This window comes from Enterobacter sp. UNJFSC 003 (assembly GCF_036903355.1).
Classification (GTDB): Bacteria; Pseudomonadota; Gammaproteobacteria; order Enterobacterales; family Enterobacteriaceae; genus Enterobacter.
This window is the reverse complement of the sequence record NZ_JBAKHK010000003.1, coordinates 1-20,923: the sequence shown is the minus strand read 5'-3', so window position 1 is coordinate 20,923 and position 20,923 is coordinate 1. Positions and strand designations below refer to the sequence as shown.

The 20,923-nt window shown below is 53.9% G+C and carries 19 protein-coding genes and 7 tRNA genes; 2 read left to right on the top strand and 24 right to left on the bottom strand.

What is annotated here, in order from left to right:
- Positions 1-2: 2 nt before the first annotated feature.
- From mrdA to leuS, 7 genes are all read right to left on the bottom strand, one after another.
- Positions 3-1,904 (bottom strand): peptidoglycan DD-transpeptidase MrdA, encoded by a 1,902-nt coding sequence (gene mrdA / locus V5P19_RS10225; protein WP_334402804.1) that lies wholly within the window; start codon positions 1,902-1,904, stop codon positions 3-5.
- 28 nt (positions 1,905-1,932) lie between these two features.
- Entirely contained in the window at positions 1,933-2,400 is a 468-nt protein-coding gene (rlmH, locus tag V5P19_RS10220; protein WP_003858701.1) for a 23S rRNA (pseudouridine(1915)-N(3))-methyltransferase RlmH, read from the bottom strand.
- Between the two features lie 3 nt (positions 2,401-2,403).
- Positions 2,404-2,721 carry a ribosome silencing factor gene (gene rsfS, locus V5P19_RS10215; RefSeq protein WP_334402802.1) on the bottom strand — a complete coding sequence of 106 codons (318 nt, stop codon included), beginning with the start codon at positions 2,719-2,721 and terminating at the stop codon, positions 2,404-2,406.
- 269 nt (positions 2,722-2,990) lie between these two features.
- Positions 2,991-3,656, bottom strand: a complete 666-nt coding sequence (gene nadD, locus V5P19_RS10210; RefSeq protein WP_334402799.1) for a nicotinate-nucleotide adenylyltransferase — start codon at positions 3,654-3,656, stop codon at positions 2,991-2,993.
- Positions 3,649-4,680: a DNA polymerase III subunit delta gene (holA, locus tag V5P19_RS10205; protein WP_334402797.1), complete on the bottom strand. Its 1,032-nt coding sequence runs from the start codon at positions 4,678-4,680 to the stop codon at positions 3,649-3,651. Before holA ends, nadD begins: the two co-directional genes overlap by 8 nt.
- Complete coding sequence (lptE, locus tag V5P19_RS10200) at positions 4,680-5,249, bottom strand: LPS assembly lipoprotein LptE (protein ID WP_334402795.1); 570 nt, start codon at positions 5,247-5,249, stop codon at positions 4,680-4,682. The genes holA and lptE overlap by 1 nt, the downstream gene beginning before the upstream one ends.
- A gap of 14 nt (positions 5,250-5,263) precedes the next feature.
- On the bottom strand, positions 5,264-7,846 hold the full coding sequence (leuS, locus tag V5P19_RS10195) for a leucine--tRNA ligase (RefSeq protein ID WP_334402793.1): 2,583 nt from the start codon (positions 7,844-7,846) through the stop codon (positions 5,264-5,266).
- Between the two features lie 214 nt (positions 7,847-8,060).
- On the opposite strand from leuS, the gene V5P19_RS10190 reads away from it, so the two are divergent.
- The gene (locus V5P19_RS10190; RefSeq protein WP_334403492.1) at positions 8,061-8,543 is read left to right on the top strand and encodes a zinc ribbon-containing protein; all 483 of its coding nucleotides are present in this window, start codon (positions 8,061-8,063) and stop codon (positions 8,541-8,543) included.
- Between the two features lie 66 nt (positions 8,544-8,609).
- Here V5P19_RS10190 and rihA read toward each other — a convergent pair whose 3' ends face one another.
- From rihA to miaB, 10 genes are all read right to left on the bottom strand, one after another.
- A complete protein-coding gene (gene rihA / locus V5P19_RS10185; protein ID WP_334402791.1) occupies positions 8,610-9,551 on the bottom strand; it encodes a pyrimidine-specific ribonucleoside hydrolase RihA in 942 nt (313 codons plus the stop codon).
- A 120-nt stretch (positions 9,552-9,671) separates the two neighbouring features.
- Complete coding sequence (locus V5P19_RS10180) at positions 9,672-10,397, bottom strand: amino acid ABC transporter ATP-binding protein (protein WP_334402789.1); 726 nt, start codon at positions 10,395-10,397, stop codon at positions 9,672-9,674.
- Positions 10,397-11,071: a glutamate/aspartate ABC transporter permease GltK gene (gltK, locus tag V5P19_RS10175; protein ID WP_182060023.1), complete on the bottom strand. Its 675-nt coding sequence runs from the start codon at positions 11,069-11,071 to the stop codon at positions 10,397-10,399. Before gltK ends, V5P19_RS10180 begins: the two co-directional genes overlap by 1 nt.
- Positions 11,071-11,811, bottom strand: coding sequence for a glutamate/aspartate ABC transporter permease GltJ (gene gltJ, locus V5P19_RS10170; protein WP_334402784.1), 741 nt, complete (start codon positions 11,809-11,811; stop codon positions 11,071-11,073). The genes gltK and gltJ overlap by 1 nt, the downstream gene beginning before the upstream one ends.
- 155 nt (positions 11,812-11,966) lie before the next feature.
- Positions 11,967-12,872 carry an amino acid ABC transporter substrate-binding protein gene (locus V5P19_RS10165; protein WP_334402782.1) on the bottom strand — a complete coding sequence of 302 codons (906 nt, stop codon included), beginning with the start codon at positions 12,870-12,872 and terminating at the stop codon, positions 11,967-11,969.
- 337 nt (positions 12,873-13,209) lie between these two features.
- A complete protein-coding gene (gene lnt, locus V5P19_RS10160; protein ID WP_334402779.1) occupies positions 13,210-14,748 on the bottom strand; it encodes an apolipoprotein N-acyltransferase in 1,539 nt (512 codons plus the stop codon).
- 5 nt (positions 14,749-14,753) lie between these two features.
- Positions 14,754-15,632, bottom strand: a complete 879-nt coding sequence (corC, locus tag V5P19_RS10155; protein ID WP_021242574.1) for a CNNM family magnesium/cobalt transport protein CorC — start codon at positions 15,630-15,632, stop codon at positions 14,754-14,756.
- An 88-nt stretch (positions 15,633-15,720) separates the two neighbouring features.
- The gene (gene ybeY / locus V5P19_RS10150; RefSeq protein WP_334402777.1) at positions 15,721-16,188 is read right to left on the bottom strand and encodes an rRNA maturation RNase YbeY; all 468 of its coding nucleotides are present in this window, start codon (positions 16,186-16,188) and stop codon (positions 15,721-15,723) included.
- Complete coding sequence (locus V5P19_RS10145; protein ID WP_334402775.1) at positions 16,185-17,231, bottom strand: PhoH family protein; 1,047 nt, start codon at positions 17,229-17,231, stop codon at positions 16,185-16,187. Before V5P19_RS10145 ends, ybeY begins: the two co-directional genes overlap by 4 nt.
- A gap of 153 nt (positions 17,232-17,384) precedes the next feature.
- Positions 17,385-18,809, bottom strand: a complete 1,425-nt coding sequence (gene miaB / locus V5P19_RS10140; protein WP_334402773.1) for a tRNA (N6-isopentenyl adenosine(37)-C2)-methylthiotransferase MiaB — start codon at positions 18,807-18,809, stop codon at positions 17,385-17,387.
- A gap of 135 nt (positions 18,810-18,944) precedes the next feature.
- Between miaB and ubiF the strand changes: the two genes are divergently transcribed.
- Positions 18,945-20,120 (top strand): 3-demethoxyubiquinol 3-hydroxylase, encoded by a 1,176-nt coding sequence (ubiF, locus tag V5P19_RS10135; RefSeq protein ID WP_334402771.1) that lies wholly within the window; start codon positions 18,945-18,947, stop codon positions 20,118-20,120.
- A 103-nt stretch (positions 20,121-20,223) separates the two neighbouring features.
- Here ubiF and V5P19_RS10130 read toward each other — a convergent pair.
- The 7 genes from V5P19_RS10130 to V5P19_RS10100 all read right to left on the bottom strand — a co-directional run bounded on the left by V5P19_RS10130 (position 20,224) and on the right by V5P19_RS10100 (position 20,923).
- Positions 20,224-20,298, bottom strand: a tRNA-Gln gene (locus V5P19_RS10130).
- A 36-nt stretch (positions 20,299-20,334) separates the two neighbouring features.
- Positions 20,335-20,409: transfer RNA gene (locus V5P19_RS10125), tRNA-Gln, on the bottom strand.
- Between the two features lie 44 nt (positions 20,410-20,453).
- Positions 20,454-20,530, bottom strand: a tRNA-Met gene (locus tag V5P19_RS10120).
- Between the two features lie 17 nt (positions 20,531-20,547).
- Positions 20,548-20,622, bottom strand: a tRNA-Gln gene (locus tag V5P19_RS10115).
- A 32-nt stretch (positions 20,623-20,654) separates the two neighbouring features.
- Positions 20,655-20,729, bottom strand: a tRNA-Gln gene (locus tag V5P19_RS10110).
- Between the two features lie 23 nt (positions 20,730-20,752).
- Positions 20,753-20,837, bottom strand: a tRNA-Leu gene (locus tag V5P19_RS10105).
- A 9-nt stretch (positions 20,838-20,846) separates the two neighbouring features.
- A tRNA-Met gene (locus V5P19_RS10100) sits at positions 20,847-20,923 on the bottom strand.

The following is a 20,923-nucleotide window of genomic DNA, read 5'->3' as shown; positions in this document are numbered from 1 at the left end:
GATTATTGGTCCTCCGCCGCAGCGGCTGCCGGGTTTTCAGCCGGCAGTTCGGTGTTGTTATCACCCAGCATAATGTGGTCGAGGATTTGGCGCATGATGGTACCCACTGCCGGGCCTGCACCACCGTTTTCCAGGATCATCGCCACCGCAACTTGCGGGTTATCGTAAGGGGCAAATGCCGTCATGAGCTTATGGTCACGCAGGCGTTCTGCAATTTTGTGCGCGTTATAGGTTTCGTTGGCCTTCAGACCGAAGACCTGGGCAGTACCTGATTTAGCAGCCACCTTATAGGGAGCGCCAGCGAAGTATTTATGCGCCGTACCGTTAGGGCGGTTCGCCACACCGTACATACCGTCTTTCGCGATTTCCCAGTAACCGGAATGGATGTCACCTACAGGCGGTTCGTGCGGCTGGATCCACGGCACTTTTTTGCCATCTTCCACGGTGCTTTGTAACAGGTGTGGAACCTTCACCACACCATCGTTGATGAGGATCATCATCGCTTTGTTCATTTGCAGCGGGGTGGCCGTCCAGTAACCCTGACCAATCCCGACCGGGATGGTGTCACCCTGGTACCACGGCTTTTTAAAGCGTTTTAGTTTCCACTCACGGGTTGGCATGTTTCCAGAGCGTTCTTCCGAGAGGTCAACGCCTGTGTAGTGGCCGTAGCCGAATTTGCTCATCCACTCTGAAAGACGGTCAATCCCCATGTCATAAGCGACCTGATAGAAGAAGGTATCCGCTGACTCTTCAAGAGATTTGGTGACGTTCAGATGACCGTGCCCCCATTTTTTCCAGTCACGATAGCGCTTTTCAGAGCCCGGCAGCTGCCACCAGCCCGGGTCGAACAGGCTGGTATTACGGTTAATCACGCCAGCACTGAGTGCCGAGACGGCTACGTAAGGCTTAACCGTTGACGCCGGGGGATACACACCTTGCGTAGCACGGTTAACCAGAGGGGTATTCGGATCGTTAAGCAGGCCGGAATAATCCTTGCTAGAGATGCCGTCAACAAACAGGTTCGGATCGTAGCTTGGCATAGAGACCATGGCCAGAATCCCACCGGTACGCGGATCGGTGACGATAACGGCAGCGCGGCTGCCCGCGAGCAGGGTTTCGATATACTGCTGGAGCTTCAGATCGAGTGTCAGATAGACGTCATGCCCCGCCTGCGGCGAAACCTCTTTTAACTGACGGATCACGCGGCCACGGTTGTTCACTTCAACTTCTTCGTAACCGGTCTGCCCGTGCAGGACATCTTCATAATACCGCTCAATACCGAGCTTGCCGATATCGTGCGTTGCGGCGTAGTTGGCCAGCTTACCGTCTTTATCAAGACGCTCAACGTCTTTGTCGTTAATCTTGGAAACGTAGCCGATGACGTGCGTCAGAGCGGAGCCGTAGGGATAGAAACGGCGCTTATAGCCTTTGACTTCTACACCGGGGAATCGGTACTGGTTAACGGCAAAGCGGGCCACCTGCACTTCCGTGAGGTTTGTTTTGACCGGAATTGAGGTGAAGCGGTGCGAGCGTGCACGCTCTTTCTTGAATGCGGCGATATCGTCGTCGTTGAGGTCAACGACGCTTTTCAGCGCGTCCAGCGTATCCTGCACGTTATCGACCTTCTCCGGCATCATTTCTATCTGGTAGATGGTGCGGTTTAAGGCCAGGGGCGTGCCGTTGCGGTCGTAAATAATGCCGCGGCTGGGGGCGATCGGTACCAGCTTGATACGGTTTTCGTTTGAACGCGTCTGGTAATCGGTGAAACGGACAATTTGCAGATTATAAAGATTGGCGATCAGCACGCCGGTAAGCAGCAAAATCCCCGTAAAGGCGACCAGTGCCCGGCGCACAAACAGCGCGGACTCAGCCGTATAGTCGCGAAAAGAATTCTGTAGTTTCATCCGCTGCTTAATCTACCCTGGTCAGTCACTACTCGCGGTGATATGGGTGGTTGGTAGTAATGCTCCACGCGCGATACAGGCTTTCTGCCACCAGTACCCGTACGAGCGGGTGGGGGAGCGTCAGCGCGGAGAGAGACCAACTTTGTTCTGCCGCCGCTTTGCAGGCAGGAGATAATCCTTCTGGCCCGCCAATCAACAGACTGACGTCACGGCCATCCTGCTTCCAGCGCTCAAGTTCGTGCGCCAGCTGCGGCGTATCCCAGGGTTTACCTGGAATATCGAGGGTCACGATGCGGTTTTTGCCTGCGGCCGCCAGCATCAGTTCTCCCTCTTTATCGAGAATACGTTTGATATCGGCGTTCTTGCCGCGCTTTCCTGCTGGGATCTCCACCAGTTCGAACGGCATGTCTTTTGGAAAACGACGCAGATACTCAGTAAAACCGGTTTGTACCCAGTCTGGCATTTTGGTGCCGACGGCGACCAGCTGCAACTTCACGCATTAACCCCAGAGTTTTTCCAGCTCATACAGACGACGGCTCTCATCCTGCATGACATGGACAATCACATCGCCGAGGTCGACAACCACCCAGTCAGCGGTTGCTTCACCTTCAACACCAAGCGGTAACAGACCTGCTGCACGAGATTCCTGAACAACGTGATCAGCGATCGAAGCAACATGACGAGTAGACGTACCGGTGCAAATGATCATGCAGTCGGTGATGCTGGATTTACCCTTAACGTCGATAGCGATGATGTCCTGACCTTTCAGGTCATCAATTTTGTCGATAACAAAATCCTGGAGTGCTTTACCCTGCAAGTTTTCCCCCTGGGTGGATAAGATGGTACAACTATGAATTCGTGGCCAGACAGTATACCTGAACTGACGCCTGTGTCGGGACAAATGTCTCCGGCCGGGCTTTTGAAGGCGGGTATCATCCCACCCTCCGCCTGAGATTGCATCGCCATTTTTGTAAAACAATTTCTGTAAAGCAATGATCGGCGGGAAAGTCTGGCAGCGGAGGATAACAGTATGGCTTAACCTGTCAAGGCAGGATAATCAATAAGGCGCTTTTTCGTGCGCCCATGCTATGCGTCTGCGCTTTTCTGATACAAACCGTGTGCGTGAATATACGCCAGCACTGACGACGGCAGCAGATCGCCACAGTCTAAACCCTGCTGCAGACGCTCACGAATAAGGGTTGCTGAAATATCAAACCACGGCGTTTCGGCCAGATAAATCTTCCCGGCTGGCTGATTATGCAGATCTTCCACGTTGTCCGTCAGGTGTGCTTCAAGCCATTGCTGATACTGCTCTTCACGCATGGTCAGCGGATAGCCCGGGCGACGGCAGACGAGAAGATGGCTGTTCTGAAGAATGGTTTCGTACTGATGCCAGGTCGGGAAGTTGAGCAGTGAATCCTGGCCAATGATAAAGGCCAGCGGCTTGTTCGGCCCTTGTTCGACACGCCACTCCTGCAGCGTTTGCGACGTCCATGAAGGCATATCGCGGCGAAGCTCACGTTCATCGAGACTGAAGAGCGGTTTATCTGCAATGGCCAGCGCGAGCATCTCTTTGCGCTGTTCGCTGGTTGCTTCAGGCTGAGGGCGATGCGGCGGAACATTATTCGGCATGATGGTTACGCGCTGTAAGCCAATCAGATTCGCCAGAATCTCAACCGGCTTCAGATGCCCGTAATGGACCGGGTCGAAGGTGCCACCGTACAGTGCCTGTAGAGTATGCATACTATCCATCAATAAATACGTCAGCCAGCGCCTTGTGACAGAGCAGCAGAGAAAGGCTTTCGAGCTCTGACCAGACTGACTGACCATAGTCTTGTTTTAGCGTGAGTTCAGCGCGCATAAGAAGCTGCACGGCCTGGCGAAGCTGCTCATTACTCAGGCGGTTGATGGCCTCGGTGGTCATCGCCCGGCGGTTTTGCCATACCCGATGTTTATCAAACAGCGCACGCAATGGCGTATGTGTCGACTGACGTTTGAGTGTATTCAGCAGCAACAGTTCGCGCTGAAGCGTCCGCAGTAAAATGACCGGCTCGCTGCCTTCAAGTCGCAATTGTTGCAAAATGTGCAGCGCCCGCTTGCTCTTCGCCGATAGCAGCGCATCAACCCAGTGGAAGGGGGTGAAGTGCGCCGCATCATTAACCGCTTGTTCCACGCGTGGTAGCGTCAGTTTTCCATCCGGCCATAACAGTGAGAGCCTGTCCAGCGCCTGAGCCAGTGCCAATAGGTTGCCTTCATAGCAGTAACAAAGCAGTTGATTGGCTGCCTCATCCAACTGGAGGTTGTGCTGTTTTGCTCTCGCCGCCACCCATTTTGGCAGTTGCGCCTGTTCTGGCGTCTGACAGGTGACCAGTACAGCGTGGGTCGCGAGCTGGGTAAACCATGCTGCGTTTTCCTGCGCTTTGGTCAGTTTGTTGCCACGCACAATCAGCAGCAGATCGCTATGTAACAGACTGACCAGCGTCGCCAGCTGTTCATTGATGCCCGCGTTAGGGCCATTGTCGGGCAGCAGGATCTGAATTGTCTGGCGTGATGCAAACAGACTCATCGCCTGACAAACGGAGAAGAGGGCATTCCAGTCGGTATTGTTATCCAACTGGAAGGTATGGTGTTCATCAAAGCCCTGAGCGACCGCCGCATGGCGGACGGCATCATGGCTTTCCTGAAGCAATAACGGATCGTTTCCGAGTAGCAGATACGCCGCGCGCAGCCCTTCATTGAGCTGCGCGCGGAGTTGTTCAGGATACAGCCTGATCATCAGTTACCCATCGAGGTTGACATGGTCGGCGTAGTCGTATCCGGTTTGTCGATGATGTCAGAGCCTGCTTTCGTAGACGCGGCAATGCTTGGCAGCTTACGGATCAGCTGTTCCGCTGCCTTATCATACATTTCGTTGATGATAATCTGCTGCTCGGCATCTTTTGCCAGCGCGGTTTGCGGGTTATCAAAGAACGAACGGTACACTTTAGTGTTGATAGGATAAATATCTTTACCCGGGATCAGCACGGCTGCGTTAACGGTCAGCACCATCTGATATTCCGCAGTACGTCCATCCTGGAAGATGGATGCGGTATCTTTCGCCAACGCTGAGCTTAATACGCGGAATGAAGGTACATCCTGGCGCAGCGTGCTTTTCTCGATCAGCTCAACATCGTTCAGGCGAAGCTGGTTACGGATGGCACGGCTCAGTGGACCGTTCGGATCCGAAGAGTCAAAGATCATCGTTTTCATCTGAGGCGGCACTGCCGTGGTATTGCGCAGGTGCCAGCCACACCCTGCGGTGACAAGCACCGCCAGAGATAAGAGTATTGTTGCCAGTTGTCGCACGTTTCCTCCCGCGCTTAGCCAACGACCAGATTCAGCAATTTACCCGGTACGTAGATCACTTTACGTACGGTAACGCCATCAAGATATTTCGCAACCAGAGGTTCCTGACCCGCACGTTCGCGAACCTGGTCTTCCGATGCATCAACTGCCACGGTAATTTTACCGCGTACTTTGCCGTTAACCTGCACCACAACCAGAGTGGTGTTTTCAACCATAGCGGCTTCGTCAGCGACTGGCCACGGCGCATTGTCGATATCGCCTTCGCCTTTCAGTTCCTGCCACAGCGTGAAGCTTGCGTGCGGCGTAAACGGGTTCAGCATGCGAACGACGGCCAGCAGCGCTTCATGCATTAAGGCACGATCCTGCTCGCCTTCCTGCGGGGCTTTTGCCAGCTTATTCATCAGTTCCATAATAGCCGCAATTGCGGTGTTGAAGGTCTGACGACGACCAATATCATCGGTTACTTTCGCAATCGTTTTATGAACATCACGACGCAGCGCCTTCTGATCTTCCGTCAATGCCGCAGCATTCAGTGCCGGAGCCTCCCCCTGAGAGGTGTGCTCGTAAACCAGTTTCCAGACGCGTTTCAGGAAGCGGTTTGCGCCTTCTACGCCAGATTCCTGCCACTCCAGAGTCATGTCTGCCGGGGACGCAAACATCATAAACAGACGTACGGTATCTGCGCCGTAACGCTCAACCATGACTTGCGGATCGATACCGTTGTTTTTGGATTTGGACATCTTGCTCATGCCGGTATACACCAGTTCATGACCTTCAGCGTCCTTCGCCTTAACAATACGGCCTTTCTCATCGCGCTCAACAATAGCATCCACCGGGGAAACCCAGTTACGCTCGCCGTTCACACCCACGTAATAGAACGCGTCGGCCAGCACCATGCCTTGACACAGCAGCTGTTTGGCTGGCTCATCAGAGTTCACCAGGCCTGCGTCGCGCATCAGCTTGTGGAAGAAGCGGAAATAGAGCAGGTGCATGATGGCGTGTTCGATACCGCCAATATAGATATCAACCGGCAGCCAGTAATTTGCCGCATCGGAATCCAGCATACCTTCCTGATACTGCGGGCAGGTGTAACGCGCGTAGTACCAGGAGGACTCCATAAAGGTGTCGAAGGTGTCGGTTTCACGCAGCGCTGGCTGGCCGTTAACGGTGGTTTTCGCCCATTCAGGATCGGCTTTGATCGGGCTGGTGATGCCGTCCATGACCACGTCTTCCGGCAGGATCACCGGCAGCTGATCTTCTGGTGTTGGCAGCACGGTACCGTCTTCCAGGGTGACCATTGGGATAGGTGCGCCCCAGTAACGCTGACGGGAAACGCCCCAATCGCGCAGACGGTAGTTCACTTTTCGCTCACCCACGCCCAGTGAGGCCAGCTTATCGGCAATGGCGTTGAAGCCGTCTTCGAAGCTCAGGCCGCTGAATTCACCGGAGTTGAACAGGGTGCCTTTTTCGGTCAGCGCGTGTTCAGACAGGTCCGGCTCAGAACCGTCAGCCGCCAGAATCACAGGTTTGATGTTCAGGCCGTATTTGGAGGCAAATTCGTAATCGCGCTGATCGTGACCCGGAACGGCCATTACCGCGCCTGTGCCATACTCCATCAGAACGAAGTTTGCCGCCCAGACAGGGATAGCTTCGCCCGTCAGCGGGTGGATGGCTTTGAAACCGGTATCAACACCTTTTTTCTCCATCGTCGCCATGTCGGCTTCGGCCACTTTCGTGGTGCGGCATTCGTCGATAAAGGTAGCCAGCTCCGGATTGTTCTCGGCAGCTTTCTGCGCCAGCGGGTGACCTGCGGCCACGGCCAGGTAGGTCGCGCCCATGAAGGTATCCGGGCGGGTGGTGTAGACGGTCAGGGTCTGGTCGTCGTTGTCCACGCTGAAGGTGATTTCCACCCCTTCAGAACGGCCGATCCAGTTACGCTGCATGGTCTTAACGGTGTCAGGCCAGTGATCCAGCTTATCCAGATCGCTCAGCAGTTCGTCCGCGTATGCAGTGATTTTGATAAACCACTGTGGGATCTCTTTACGCTCAACTTTAGTATCGCAACGCCAGCAGCAGCCGTCGATAACCTGTTCGTTCGCAAGAACGGTCTGGTCGTTCGGGCACCAGTTAACCGCAGAGGTCTTCTTATAGACCAGGCCTTTTTTGTACAGCTCGGTGAAGAACTTTTGCTCCCAGCGATAGTATTCTGGGGTACAGGTTGCCAGCTCACGGCTCCAGTCATAACCAAAGCCCAGCATTTTGAGCTGGTTTTTCATGTACGCAATGTTGTCGTACGTCCATGGGGCGGGTGCTGTGTTGTTTTTTACCGCTGCGCCTTCCGCAGGCAAACCGAACGCATCCCAACCGATAGGCTGCAGCACGTTTTTGCCCAGCATGCGCTGGTAGCGTGCAATCACGTCGCCGATGGTGTAGTTACGCACGTGGCCCATGTGTAGTCGACCAGAAGGATAGGGAAGCATCGACAGGCAGTAATACTTCTCTTTGCTCTCGTCTTCGGTTACTTCAAAGGTGCGCTTCTCGTCCCAGTGTTGCTGGACTTTTGATTCTATCTCTTCCGGGCGGTATTGCTCTTGCATGGCAGCCAGTGGTCCTGTTTTCAATACAGCTACAAATGTAGCCAATGGATGTGGTATCTCAGATCCGCATAGCATAGCCCAAACGTCCGCGTCAAAACAGCCTTTCGCACAAATGCGCTTTGCAGGAATTTACCGGGTCTGTGCTTCACCTGACAAAGCGGTGATGAAATAAGGTCTATTATTAGAAATAGTTACTTACCCGGGAGGCAAAATGATGAACAAGGTTGCTCAATTTTACCGCGAACTGGTGGCAACACTGACGGAACGGCTGCGTAATGGTGAACGTGATATTGATGCTCTGGTTGAACAGGCGCGGGCAAAGGTGACGCAAACGGGTGAGTTAACGCGCACGGAAGTCGAAGAAGTGACGCGAGCGGTACGCCGGGATCTTGAGGAGTTTGCGCGCAGCTATGAGGAGAGCCAGGAGGAGGTCGCCGACAGCGTTTTTATGCGGGTAATTAAGGAAAGCCTCTGGCAGGAACTGGCTGACATCACCGACAAAACGCAGCTTGAATGGCGCGAGGTGTTTCAGGATCTGAACCATCACGGCGTTTATCACAGCGGCGAAGTCGTGGGGCTGGGGAATCTGGTGTGCGAGAAGTGCCATCACCATATTGCGGTCTATACGCCTGACGTGCTGCCGCTGTGTCCAAAATGCGGGCACGATCAGTTTCAGCGACGTCCGTTTGAGCCCTAGGTAAAAGCAAAACGGCAACATAGTTGCCGTTTGAGTGTTTGCGTCCTCTCCCTGTGGGAGAGGGCATCAGGCCGCACTATAGTGTTCGAGTCTTTCCGCCAGTAAATCCACAAACCCCTGACGATCGATATCCACCATCACCGTGGTATTCGGTGCATTTCCCGTCAGACAGTAATAATCCACCACCGTCATTCCCTGAGTATATTTCCCCTGGGTTTCCACGCCCACCCAGCGATCCACCGTGGTAAACAACGCCGGTTTTAACAGCCAGGCTATCGTGCAAGGATCGTGCAGCGGTGCACCGTGGAAGCCCCATTTCTCGGTTTTGTGATACTCCATAAAGAAGTCGAGCAGTTCAGCCACCGTCGTCGACACCGGGTTACCAATCGCACGGAAACGTTCAATATCATCAGCCATAATCTGTGCGCGATGGGTGACGTCCAGCCCTGCCATCACAATGGGTAAACCCGACTGGAAGACAATTTCTGCGGCTTCCGGGTCGACAAAAATGTTGAATTCGGCGGCAGGCGTCCAGTTACCCAGGCCCATCGCGCCGCCCATCATGACGATACGGGCAATTTTACCGTGCAGTTCCGGATGGCTGTTGAGCAGCAGCGCGACGTTGGTTTGCGGTCCGGTGGCAACCAGCGTTACTGGCTCAGGGCTTTCACGCAGCACCTTCGCCATCAGCTCAACGGCGGTACAGTTTTGCGGTGCGAAGCTGGGCTCGGGTAACGCAGGGCCATCCAGCCCGCTCTCACCGTGAACATTGTCCGCGATGATCAGTTCACGCATCAGCGGTTTGACGGCTCCGCCTGCGACAGGAATATCCGGGCGCTTTAGCAGCGTCAGCATGCGCAGCACGTTGCGCAGGGTTTTCTCTGGTGTCTGGTTTCCGGCGGATGAGGTGACGGCTTTTACCTCGAGTTCAGGGGAGGCGAGGGCAAGGACGAGGGCGATTGCGTCGTCATGACCCGGATCGCAATCGAGAATGATGGGCTGTGCCATAGAGATCTCCATTCTTAGCATTATTTTGTGACAAGGTTAACGCTGGAATGTGACGGAGACGAGAGAAAGAGCTATAAAGCGTGAAGCAGTGCGCAATCCGCAGATTGCGCACTGAGAAGATTAATGCAGGATTTTGGCGAGGAAATCTTTCGCACGTTCTGATTTCGGATTCGCGAAGAACTCTTCTTTCGGCGAGTCTTCCACGATTTTCCCTTCATCCATAAAGATGACGCGGTTTGCTACTTTGCGTGCGAAGCCCATTTCGTGGGTCACCACCATCATGGTCATTCCTTCGTGCGCCAGTTCGACCATGACGTCCAGCACTTCGTTGATCATCTCAGGGTCGAGTGCAGAAGTAGGTTCATCGAACAACATGGCTACCGGATCCATGCACAGCGCGCGGGCTATTGCCACACGTTGCTGCTGGCCACCCGAAAGCTGCGCCGGGAATTTATCGGCGTGAGCAGAAAGCCCTACGCGTTCCAGTAACTTCAGGCCTTTATCGCGCGCGAGCTTTTTATCGCGCTTCAGCACTTTCACCTGCGCGAGCGTCAGGTTCTCGATAATGGAAAGGTGCGGGAACAGTTCAAAGTGCTGAAACACCATCCCTACGTGGGAACGTAGCTGAGCCAGGTTGGTTTTCTTGTCGTTGACTTTGGTGCCGTTAACGAGGATTTCACCTTGCTGCACCGGCTCCAGGCCGTTCACCGTTTTAATCAGCGTGGATTTACCGGAACCTGATGGTCCACATACGACGACCACATCGCCTTTTTTCACTTCGGTGGAGCAGTCGGTCAGCACCTGAAAGTGCCCATACCATTTAGAAACATTTTTCAGGGAAATCATTATACAGTCCTTTTCTTCAGCCAACTGACCAACAGCGATGCGCTTAAACTAATCACAAAGTAGACCCCACCTGCGAAGAGTACCATCTCGACCTGGGTTCCATCACGTTCACCGATGGTGGACGCCGTACGGAAGAAGTCTGCCAGGCTCAGCACATACACCAGAGACGTATCCTGGAACAGTACGATGCCCTGGGTGAGCAAGAGTGGAACCATGGCGCGAAATGCCTGCGGCAGAATGATGAGCTGCATTGACTGCCAGTGCGTCATTCCCAGCGCCAGCGCAGCGCTGGACTGCCCGCGGGAGATGCTCTGAATACCGGCACGGATAATCTCTGAGTAGTACGCGGCTTCAAACATTGAGAACGCCACCATGGCGGAGATCAGGCGGATATCGGTTTTTGGTGACAGCCCCAGGACGTTTTGCAAAAAGCCAGGAACAATCAGATAAAACCACAGCAGCACCATCACCAGCGGGATGGAGCGGAAAACGTTTACGTAGGCGGTCGCAAACCAGGCGAATGGCTTAAAGCTCGACAGGCGCATCACCGCCAGCAGGGTGCCCCAGACGATACCAATGATGATGGCAATAACAGTGATCTTTAACGTAATCACCAAACCATCAAGCAGATACGGCATGGAAGGAACAATAGAACTCCAGTCAAATTCGTACATTATTTGCCCCCCAGATTGCCCGGCAGGCGAATTTTGCGTTCAACCAGGTTCATCACCAGCATGATGACAGCGTTAATCAGAACGTACGCGAGCGTAATCGCAGTGAAGGACTCCCACGCGTGGGCGGAGTAATCCAGCAGCTTACCTGCCTGCGCAGCCATATCGACCAGGCCGATGGTCGAGGCGATGGCCGAGTTTTTTACCAGGTTCATCATCTCTGAGGTCATCGGCGGGACGATCACGCGGTAGGCGTTTGGCAGTAGCACGTAGCGGTAGGCTTGCGGCAGCGTTAGGCCCATTGCCAGCGCGGCATTTTTTTGCCCGCGCGGCAGAGACTGAATGGCAGCACGCACCTGCTCGCAAACGCGCGCGGCGGTGAATAGCCCCAGACATAGCATGGAGGAAACAAAGAACTGAATGTTCGGATCCAGCTCCGCTTTAAACCACATGCCGATATTTTCCGGTAGCAGTTCCGGGATAACCAGATACCAGGTAAAGAACTGCACGATTAGCGGAACGTTACGGAACAGTTCCACATACAAAGTGCCGAGCGTTGAGAGAAAGCGGTTAGGGACGGTGCGCAGAATACCGAACAGCGAACCGACAAGAAACGCGATAATCCACGCCGTTATCGATAACGCTACGGTGACCTGAAAGCCGCTCCACAGCCAGCCAAGATAGGTGGTGTTGCCGAACGGGGCTTGTTGCAGAAAGATGCCCCAGTTCCAGTCAATTGACATAATAAACTCCAGAAAAAAAAGGGTAGCAGCGCTACCCTCGAAGATTGGTGAGAAGCTCATTTTTCGCGCTGAGTGGGGAACGACCACTCAACGTATAGTCTGTCCATGCTTCCCGACAATCGAGAGGGCAGGAGATCCCGCCCCTGTCGTTCTAATTAGTTAAGAGCTTTATCGTTTGGTGATTTGAACAGCGCTTTCATGTCATCAGACAGTTCAAAGTTCATGTTGAGGTTTTTTGGTGGAATTGGGTTCTTGAACCACTTGTCGAACCATTTTTCCGCTTCGCCGGACGTCTGCGTCTGAGCGATGGTGTCATCGATCAGTTTTTTGAAGTCAGCATCGTCTTTACGCAGCATACAGCCGTAAGCTTCTTTAGACTGGGCCGTCCCCACGATTTCCCAGTTGTCTGGTTTCTTCGCTTTCGCGCGTTCACCGGCCAGCAGGGCGTCATCCATCATAAACGCGACAGCACGGCCACTTTCCAGAGTACGGAAAGAGTCGCCATGGTCTTTCGCGCTGATGATGCGCATATCCATTTTCTTCTCGTCATTCAGCTTGTGCAGCAGCACTTCTGACGTGGTACCCGACGTCACAACAACCGCTTTGCCTTTCAGATCGGCAAAATCTTTGATATCGCCACCTTTCTTGGTCAGCAGGCGGGTGCCTACCACGAAGATGGTGTCGGAGAACGCGGCCTGTTTCTGACGCTCAAGGTTGTTGGTGGTGGATCCACACTCAAAATCGAAGGTGCCGTTTTGCAGCAGTGGAATACGGTTCTGTGAAGTGATAGGAATCAGCTTCACCGGCAGGTCAGGTTTGTTCAGCTTTTTCTTCACAGCTTCAACGATGGCGTTGGAGTAATCCTGCGAATAGCCCACGACTTTTTGCGTGTTGTCGTAGTAAGAGAACGGGACAGAAGATTCACGGTGGCCGACCACGATCACGCCATTTTTGGCAATCTTATCGAGAGTGCTTCCTGCTGCCGGAGCGTCTTCAGCGTGAACGACGCCTGCGGACATTCCCATAACCAGCATTGCTGTGGCCAGTTTACGTAATTGCATACCCAACTCCTTTCTTATCAGCGCCAGTGACGCATTGATACCCATTGTGATGTTGTTATATCTCGCGCTATGCGAGTGCAGTGTTATGCAAGCTTGTTAACATTTAGTCTGGCTTAATGTAAAGATTTTGCTGCGTTATTGTTTATTTTTGCGAAGCGCGCCGCACCATTCAGAGGCAATAATCTCTCGTTGCACCGTTTCGGTGCTGCTGATGATCTACGCTGGTGCGACAAGGTTGCACGTTAAGCCATACCGCGTTTGCGTGTTTAAACAAAGCAATAGGCGTGCCAAAAATGACCCTCTCTCAGAAAGAGAGAGGGTTAGGGTGATGGGGCGGTTATCTACGACGCTGACGAAGGCTCATTAGCAGCGCGCCAAATCCAAACAGGGCCGTCAGGATCCATAGTGGCCAGTTGCCGGTACGGGCGTATGGCGTCAGTCCGGTGGTCGGCGTAACTTTCGTGGTCAGCACTTCACGGGTGAACTGCGGGATCATGGCCTGAATTTCACCCTGCGGGCCAATCACTGCAGTAATGCCGTTATTGGTGCTACGCAGCAGCGGACGCGCCAGCTCAAGGGAACGCATACGCGCCATCTGGAAATGTTGCCACGGGCCAATCGATTTACCGAACCAGGCATCATTTGAGATAGTCAGCAGGAAGTCAGTATCCGGGCGGAAGTTATCGCGTACCTGCTCGCCGAGGATGATCTCATAGCAAATGGCCGCCGTCAGCGCAAAGCCTTGCGCATGCAGCTGTGGCTGTACGTAAGGACCACGGCTGAAAGAGGACATCGGCAGATCGAAGAACGGCGCCAGCGGTCGCAGAATCGATTCCAGCGGAACAAACTCGCCGAAGGGGACCAGATGATTCTTGTTATACCGATCGGTGGAGCTATAGCTGTATTCACTGCCTTTGCCGAGCGTAATGATGGTGTTGTACGTGTCGTATCGATTCTGCTGATTCAGACGCGCATCAACAATACCGGTAATCAGCGTGCTGCCGCGTGCGCGAAGCAGGTCATCCATCATGTTCAGGAAAGGCTGCTGATTGATTTCCAAATCCGGAATAGCAGACTCCGGCCAGATAATCAGCTGTGATTTGCCCATCACCTCTTCGGTGGCGTTAGCGTAGATTTTCAGCGTGTTCAGCAGCTCTTTCTCATCCCACTTCATTGCCTGCGGAATGTCGCCCTGTACCATCGAAACCTGCGTGGCGCGCTCAGGTACCAGGCTAAACCACTGGATATAACGCAGCGGGAAAGGCAGTGCAAACAACACCAGCGCCACAACAAGCGGTTTCCAGCTGCGGGTAACCAGCGCCAGCACCAGAAGGCCGCTGACAACCACCAACAAGAAGTTAATCGCCTCAACGCCCATGAGTGGCGCGAGTCCTTTCAGCGGGCCGTCAATTTGGCTATAGCCAAACTGCAGCCACGGGAAGCCGGTCAAGACCCAGCCGCGCAGAAACTCTGTGATCTGCCAGACAACCGGTGCCGCGATAGCGACGCGCAGCCAGGTCGTTTTTGGCCACAGGCGAGAAAGTATGCCTGCGAACAGACCGGTGTAAAGTGAGAGGTAGGCGGCGAGTAAAACTACGAGGAAGACGTTGACCGGGCCAGGCATGCCGCCGAACTGGGCGATGCTGACGTAAACCCAGTTAATGCCAGAGCCGAACAGCCCCAACCCCCAGAAGTAGCCAATTGCGGCGGCCTGAACGGGGCGGCGATTCAGCGTTAACCCCTGGAGCCCCATCAGCGAAAGGATGGCCGCAGGCCAGATGTCATAAGGAGAAAAAGCCAGCGTACCGCTGGCTCCGAGTAACAGCGCCAGCAGCAAACGGACGCGCTGGCGTTCAAGTAATGGGGCAAATGCCATTTACATTAATCTTCCAGTTTTGGTACCGGTGAATCGTCCGGCGTTCTGACATGAACCTGAATGATACGTCGACTGTCGGCCATCGCGACTTTGAATTGGTAACCGTCGATGTCAACGGTTTCTCCGCGTGCCGGAAGGTGCCCAAAGGCCTGCATGACCAGACCGCCAATGGTATCGACCTCTTCATCGCTGAAGTGGGTACCGAAGGCATCGTTGAAGTCCTCAATGGAGGCCAGCGCGCGCACGGTCCAGGTGTGACGACTCAACTGACGGAAGTCGATATCTTCTTCTTCGTCATACTCGTCTTCGATTTCACCGACGATCAGCTCAAGGATATCCTCGATTGTGACCAGACCGGACACACCACCAAATTCATCAATAACAATCGCCATGTGGTAGCGCTGAGAGCGGAACTCTTTCAGCATCCGGTCCACACGCTTGCTTTCCGGTACAACCACGGCCTGGCGTAACACTTTTTCCATGCTGAAGGCTTCGGCATCGCTGCGCATAAACGGCAGCAGATCTTTCGCCATCAAAATCCCTTCGATGTGATCTTTATCTTCGCTGATGACCGGGAAACGCGAGTGGGCTGATTCGATGATCACATCGAGGCACTCGTCCAGCGTCTGGTTACGTTTGAGGGTGATCATCTGCGAACGGGGGATCATGATGTCGCGGACGCGCTGGTCAGCGATGTCCATGACCCCTTCGAGCATTTCGCGCGTATCTTCGTCGATAAGGTCGTTTTGCCCGGAATCACGAATCAGCTCCAGCAGTTCGTCACGGTTTTTGGGCTCACCGTGGAAAAGCTGGTTCAGAATGAGGGAGAAAAATCCCTTTTTACTGGTTGTCGTGTCGCTACTGTGTGAATTGTCGTCGCTCATGGCGTTTGTTAAGGGTTCTCTTGTTAGTTCAACGTTTACCGCCGCGCGATATCCTTGCGCGGCGGCATGTTAGTCAGCGATTGTCTGACTATTCTTTCTCGGCAATGTACGGATCCTCATAGCCCAGAGCAAGCATTATCTCTGTCTCGAGGGACTCCATCTCTTCTGCTTCTTCATCTTCAATGTGATCGTAGCCCAGCAGATGCAGGCTGCCATGTACCACCATATGCGCCCAGTGGGCCTCAAGCGGCTTTTGCTGCTCTTTGGCTTCCTGTTCAACCACCTGACGGCAGATGATCAGATCGCCCAGCAGGGGCATCTCGATCCCTGGCGGGGCTTCAAAGGGGAAAGAGAGCACGTTGGTTGGCTTATCTTTCCCACGGTAGGTCAGGTTAAGCTCATGGCTTTCTGCTTCATCAACAAGGCGAATCGTGACTTCTGATTCTTCCTGAAACTGGGGGATGACCGCATCCAGCCATTTCTGAAACTGTGCCTCTTCTGGCATGCCGGAATTGTCTTCACAGGCCAGCTGTAAATCGAGGATCACCTGACTCATTTATGTTCTTGCTCCTGCGCTTCGCGCTTACGTTCTGCGGCCAGCTCGGCCTTACGTTTTTGATCCGCCTCTTCCCAGGCTTCATACGCGTTAACGATGCGGGCCACAACCGGGTGGCGCACGACGTCTTCGCTGTGGAAGAAGTTAAAGCTGATTTCGTCGACCTCGGCCAGCACTTCGACGGCATGGCGCAGGCCGGACTTGGTGCTGCGCGGCAGGTCAATCTGGGTAACGTCACCTGTGATTACCGCTTTTGAGTTAAAGCCGATACGCGTCAGGAACATCTTCATCTGTTCGATGGTGGTGTTCTGGCTCTCATCAAGAATGATAAAGGCATCGTTGAGCGTACGGCCGCGCATGTAGGCAAGTGGGGCGACTTCGATAACGTTACGCTCAATGAGCTTTTCAACCTTCTCAAAACCGAGCATCTCGAACAGCGCGTCATACAGCGGGCGTAGGTACGGGTCGACCTTCTGGCTCAAATCGCCAGGCAGGAAGCCCAGTTTTTCACCCGCTTCTACTGCAGGACGGGTCAGCAGAATACGACGAATATCCTGACGTTCCAGGGCATCCACCGCTGCGGCAACGGCGAGGTAGGTTTTACCCGTACCTGCTGGACCCACACCGAAGGTAATGTCGTGGTCGAGAATATTGGCAATGTACTGCGCCTGGTTTGGCGTACGCGGCTTAATCACACCGCGTTTGGTTTTGATGTTGATGGCTTTGCCATAGTCCGGCACGCTTTCCGCGCTTTGTTCAAGCACGCGCGCCTCTTTGATGGCGAGGTGGATCTGTTCCGGTTCAATATCCTGCGTTTCGCCACGCATTGGCGCGGTATCGACATATAGACTACGCAGAATATCAGCAGCCGCATTGACGCAGATAGGACGTCCGGTGAGTTTGAAATGGTTGTCGCGACGATTGATTTCGATACCCAGACGTCGCTCCAATTGTTTGATGTTGTCATCAAACGGCCCACACAGGCTCAGCAGGCGAGCGTTGTCTGCTGGCTCAAGGGTAATTTCACGCGTGTCTATATTCAAACCGTTCCTCTTTGAGTGTTTTGTAGGTCTGGCATCATAAAACTGTCATTACCGAAAGTATTCACGCCATAGAATAAAGGCGCAAGCATTGGTATGCATATTGGGGACGACGAGGAGAAATACAAGGCCTGCCGAAAAGGCAGGCCTGAAGGATTAAGGCTGATAGATGCCTACGCCAGAATCGTTGACTTTGCGGGTGCGGGAAATAACGGATTCCGGAGATTCAGCAATTCGCAGACCCATTTCATCCTCGGTGCGCACCAGCTTCGCGCGCAGGGAGTTGGTCAGCACTTCCTCAATCTCAACGTCCACAAATTTACCGATCAAATCCGGCGTGCCTTCAAAGTTCACCACGCGGTTATTCTCGGTACGGCCGGACAGTTCCATAATGCTCTTACGAGAGGTGCCTTCCACCAGAATACGCTGAACAGTACCGAGCATGCGACGGCTCCAGGCGTTTGCCTGCTGATTGATACGCTCCTGCAGGATATACAGACGCTGCTTCTTCTCTTCTTCAGGAACATCGTCAACCATGTCGGCCGCGGGAGTTCCTGGACGTGCTGAGAAGATGAAGCTGTAGCTGACGTCGAAATTGACCTCGCCGATAAGCTTCATGGTGCGCTCGAAGTCATCAGCGGTTTCGCCAGGGAAGCCGACGATGAAATCGGAGCTAATCTGGATATCCGGACGGGCTTCACGCAGCTTACGAATAGTGGATTTGTACTCCAGCACCGTATGCGGGCGGCCCATCAGGTTCAGCACGCGGTCAGAGCCGCACTGGATTGGCAGATGCAGGAAACTCACCAGCTCTGGCGTATCGCGATAAACCTCAATGATGTCGTCGGTAAACTCCATCGGGTGGCTGGTGGTAAAACGAATACGGTCGATACCGTCAATCGCGGCCACCAGACGCAGAAGTTCAGCAAAACTGCCGGTGCTGCCGTCGTAGTTCTCTCCGCGCCAGGCGTTAACGTTCTGGCCTAGCAGGTTCACTTCGCGTACGCCCTGTGCGGCAAGCTGCGCGATTTCAAACAGAATATCGTCTGCCGGGCGGCTGACTTCTTCACCGCGCGTGTAAGGAACCACGCAATACGTACAGTATTTGTTGCAGCCTTCCATAATGGAGACGAAAGCGCTCGGGCCATCAGCGCGCGGCTCTGGCAGACGGTCAAACTTTTCGATCTCCGGGAAGCTCACGTCAACGACCGGGCTACGGTTGCCACGAACCTGATTGATCATCTCCGGCAGGCGGTGCAGGGTCTGAGGACCAAAGACAATATCCACATAGGGGGCTCTCTGGCGGATCAGCTTGCCTTCCTGCGACGCGACGCAGCCACCCACGCCAATGATCAGGTCCGGATTTTTTCGTTTGAGAAGTTTCCAGCGACCCAACACGTGAAACACTTTTTCCTGCGCTTTTTCACGAATTGAACAGGTGTTAAGCAGCAGCACATCGGCTTCTTTCACATTATCAGTCAGCTGGTATCCGTGGGTTGTATCCAGCAGATCGGCCATCTTCGATGAATCGTATTCGTTCATCTGACAGCCCCAGGTTTTTATATGGAGTTTTTTAGTCATCGACTTGCTCAGCTCAGGATTGCAAGCCGCGTATTGTAATGCTTTGGTGCGGTTGTGACCAGTATGAAGGTTGTCAACCTCAAGACCACAAAAATCCGGTAAACTTAAGGGATTCTGCAATAAGGAAAATTGACCATGACACTCCAACAAACCGAAATTGCCGTTGTCGGCGGCGGTATGGTCGGCGGCGCACTGGCGCTGGGGCTGGCGCAGCAGGGATTTGAAGTCACGGTAATCGAACAGGTTGCCCCTGCAGCATTTGATCCTGCTTCCAGGCCTGACGTGCGCATATCTGCCATCAGCGCGGCCTCCGTTGATCTGCTTCGCGGGCTGGGCGTCTGGGATGCGGTGCTGGCGATGCGCGCGCATCCTTACCGTCGGCTCGAAACCTGGGAATGGGAAAACGCCCACGTTGCATTCGATGCCGCCGAACTGAAATTGCCGCGTCTGGGCTATATGGTCGAAAACAACGCCCTTCAGCTAGCGCTTTGGCAGGCGCTGGAGGCTCATCCAACGGTGACGCTACGCGTGCCTGCATCGCTCAAGGCGCTACATCATCACGAGCGCGGCTATGTGCTGACGCTGGATAACAACGATGAGCTGTCCGTGAAGCTGGTGGTGGGGGCTGATGGTGCTAATTCACAGGTCCGGCAGATGGCCGGAATTGGAGTTCATGCCTGGCAATATCAGCAGTCCTGCATGCTGATCACCGTTCAGTGCGAGAACGCACCCGGTGAAAGTACCTGGCAACACTTTACTCCGAATGGGCCGCACGCCTTTTTACCGCTGTTCGATAACTGGGCATCGCTGGTGTGGTACGACAGACCGGCGCGCATTCGTCAGCTACAGGCACTTTCAATGGAGCAACTGCAGCGAGAAATTCTGCAGCACTTCCCGCGCCGTTTGGGCCATGTCACGCCGGTCGCGGCAGGCGCATTCCCGCTGACGCGTCGTCATGCGTTGCAGTATGCCCGAGAAGGTTTAGCTCTGGTGGGCGATGCCGCTCACACCATTCATCCTCTGGCCGGACAGGGAGTGAATCTGGGGTATCGTGATGTTGAGGCCTTACTGGATGTCCTGGGCAGTGCACGTTCGCATGCTGAGTCCTGGGCCAGCCATCAGGTACTGAAGCGCTACCAGACGCGACGGATGGCGGATAACTTCATTATGCAGTCGGGGATGGACCTGTTCTATGCCGGGTTCAGCAATGACTTAGCACCGGTACGCATTTTGCGTAACTTAGGATTGATGGCGGCGGAACGCGCCGGTGGTTTGAAACGTCAGGCGCTGAAATACGCCCTGGGACTCTAAACTTTATGCCCTCTCCCTGTGGGAGAGGGGCAGGGTGAGGACATCAGGCTACTTAATTCTGAAAAACAAAAAAGCCCGCAGAGCGGGCTTTTTTGTTACTAAGTGGCTGGGGTGCAGGGATTCGAACCCCGGAATGCTGGTATCAGAAACCAGAGCCTTACCGCTTGGCGACACCCCAATTGCGTTAAACAAAAGGCTTAACGACTTTTTAAATTGGCTGGGGTACGAGGATTCGAACCTCGGAATGCTGGTATCAGAAACCAGAGCCTTACCGCTTGGCGATACCCCAACAATTTTTTCTAGTCTACCGAATAATTCGATAGTTTACTAATTTGGTGGCTACGACGGGATTCGAACCTGTGACCCCATCATTATGAGTGATGTGCTCTAACCAACTGAGCTACGTAGCCAGTACTCCAATCTTCGATGGCTGGGGTACCTGGATTCGAACCAGGGAATGCCGGTATCAAAAACCGGTGCCTTACCGCTTGGCGATACCCCAATACCGCGGAGAACCGCAAAATCGAAGAAATATGGCTGGGGTACCTGGATTCGAACCAGGGAATGCCGGTATCAAAAACCGGTGCCTTACCGCTTGGCGATACCCCATCCGTGCAACGCTTACTTGGGAATGGTGCGGGAGGCGAGACTTGAACTCGCACACCTTGCGGCGCCAGAACCTAAATCTGGTGCGTCTACCAATTTCGCCACTCCCGCAAAAAAAGATGGTGGCTACGACGGGATTCGAACCTGTGACCCCATCATTATGAGTGATGTGCTCTAACCAACTGAGCTACGTAGCC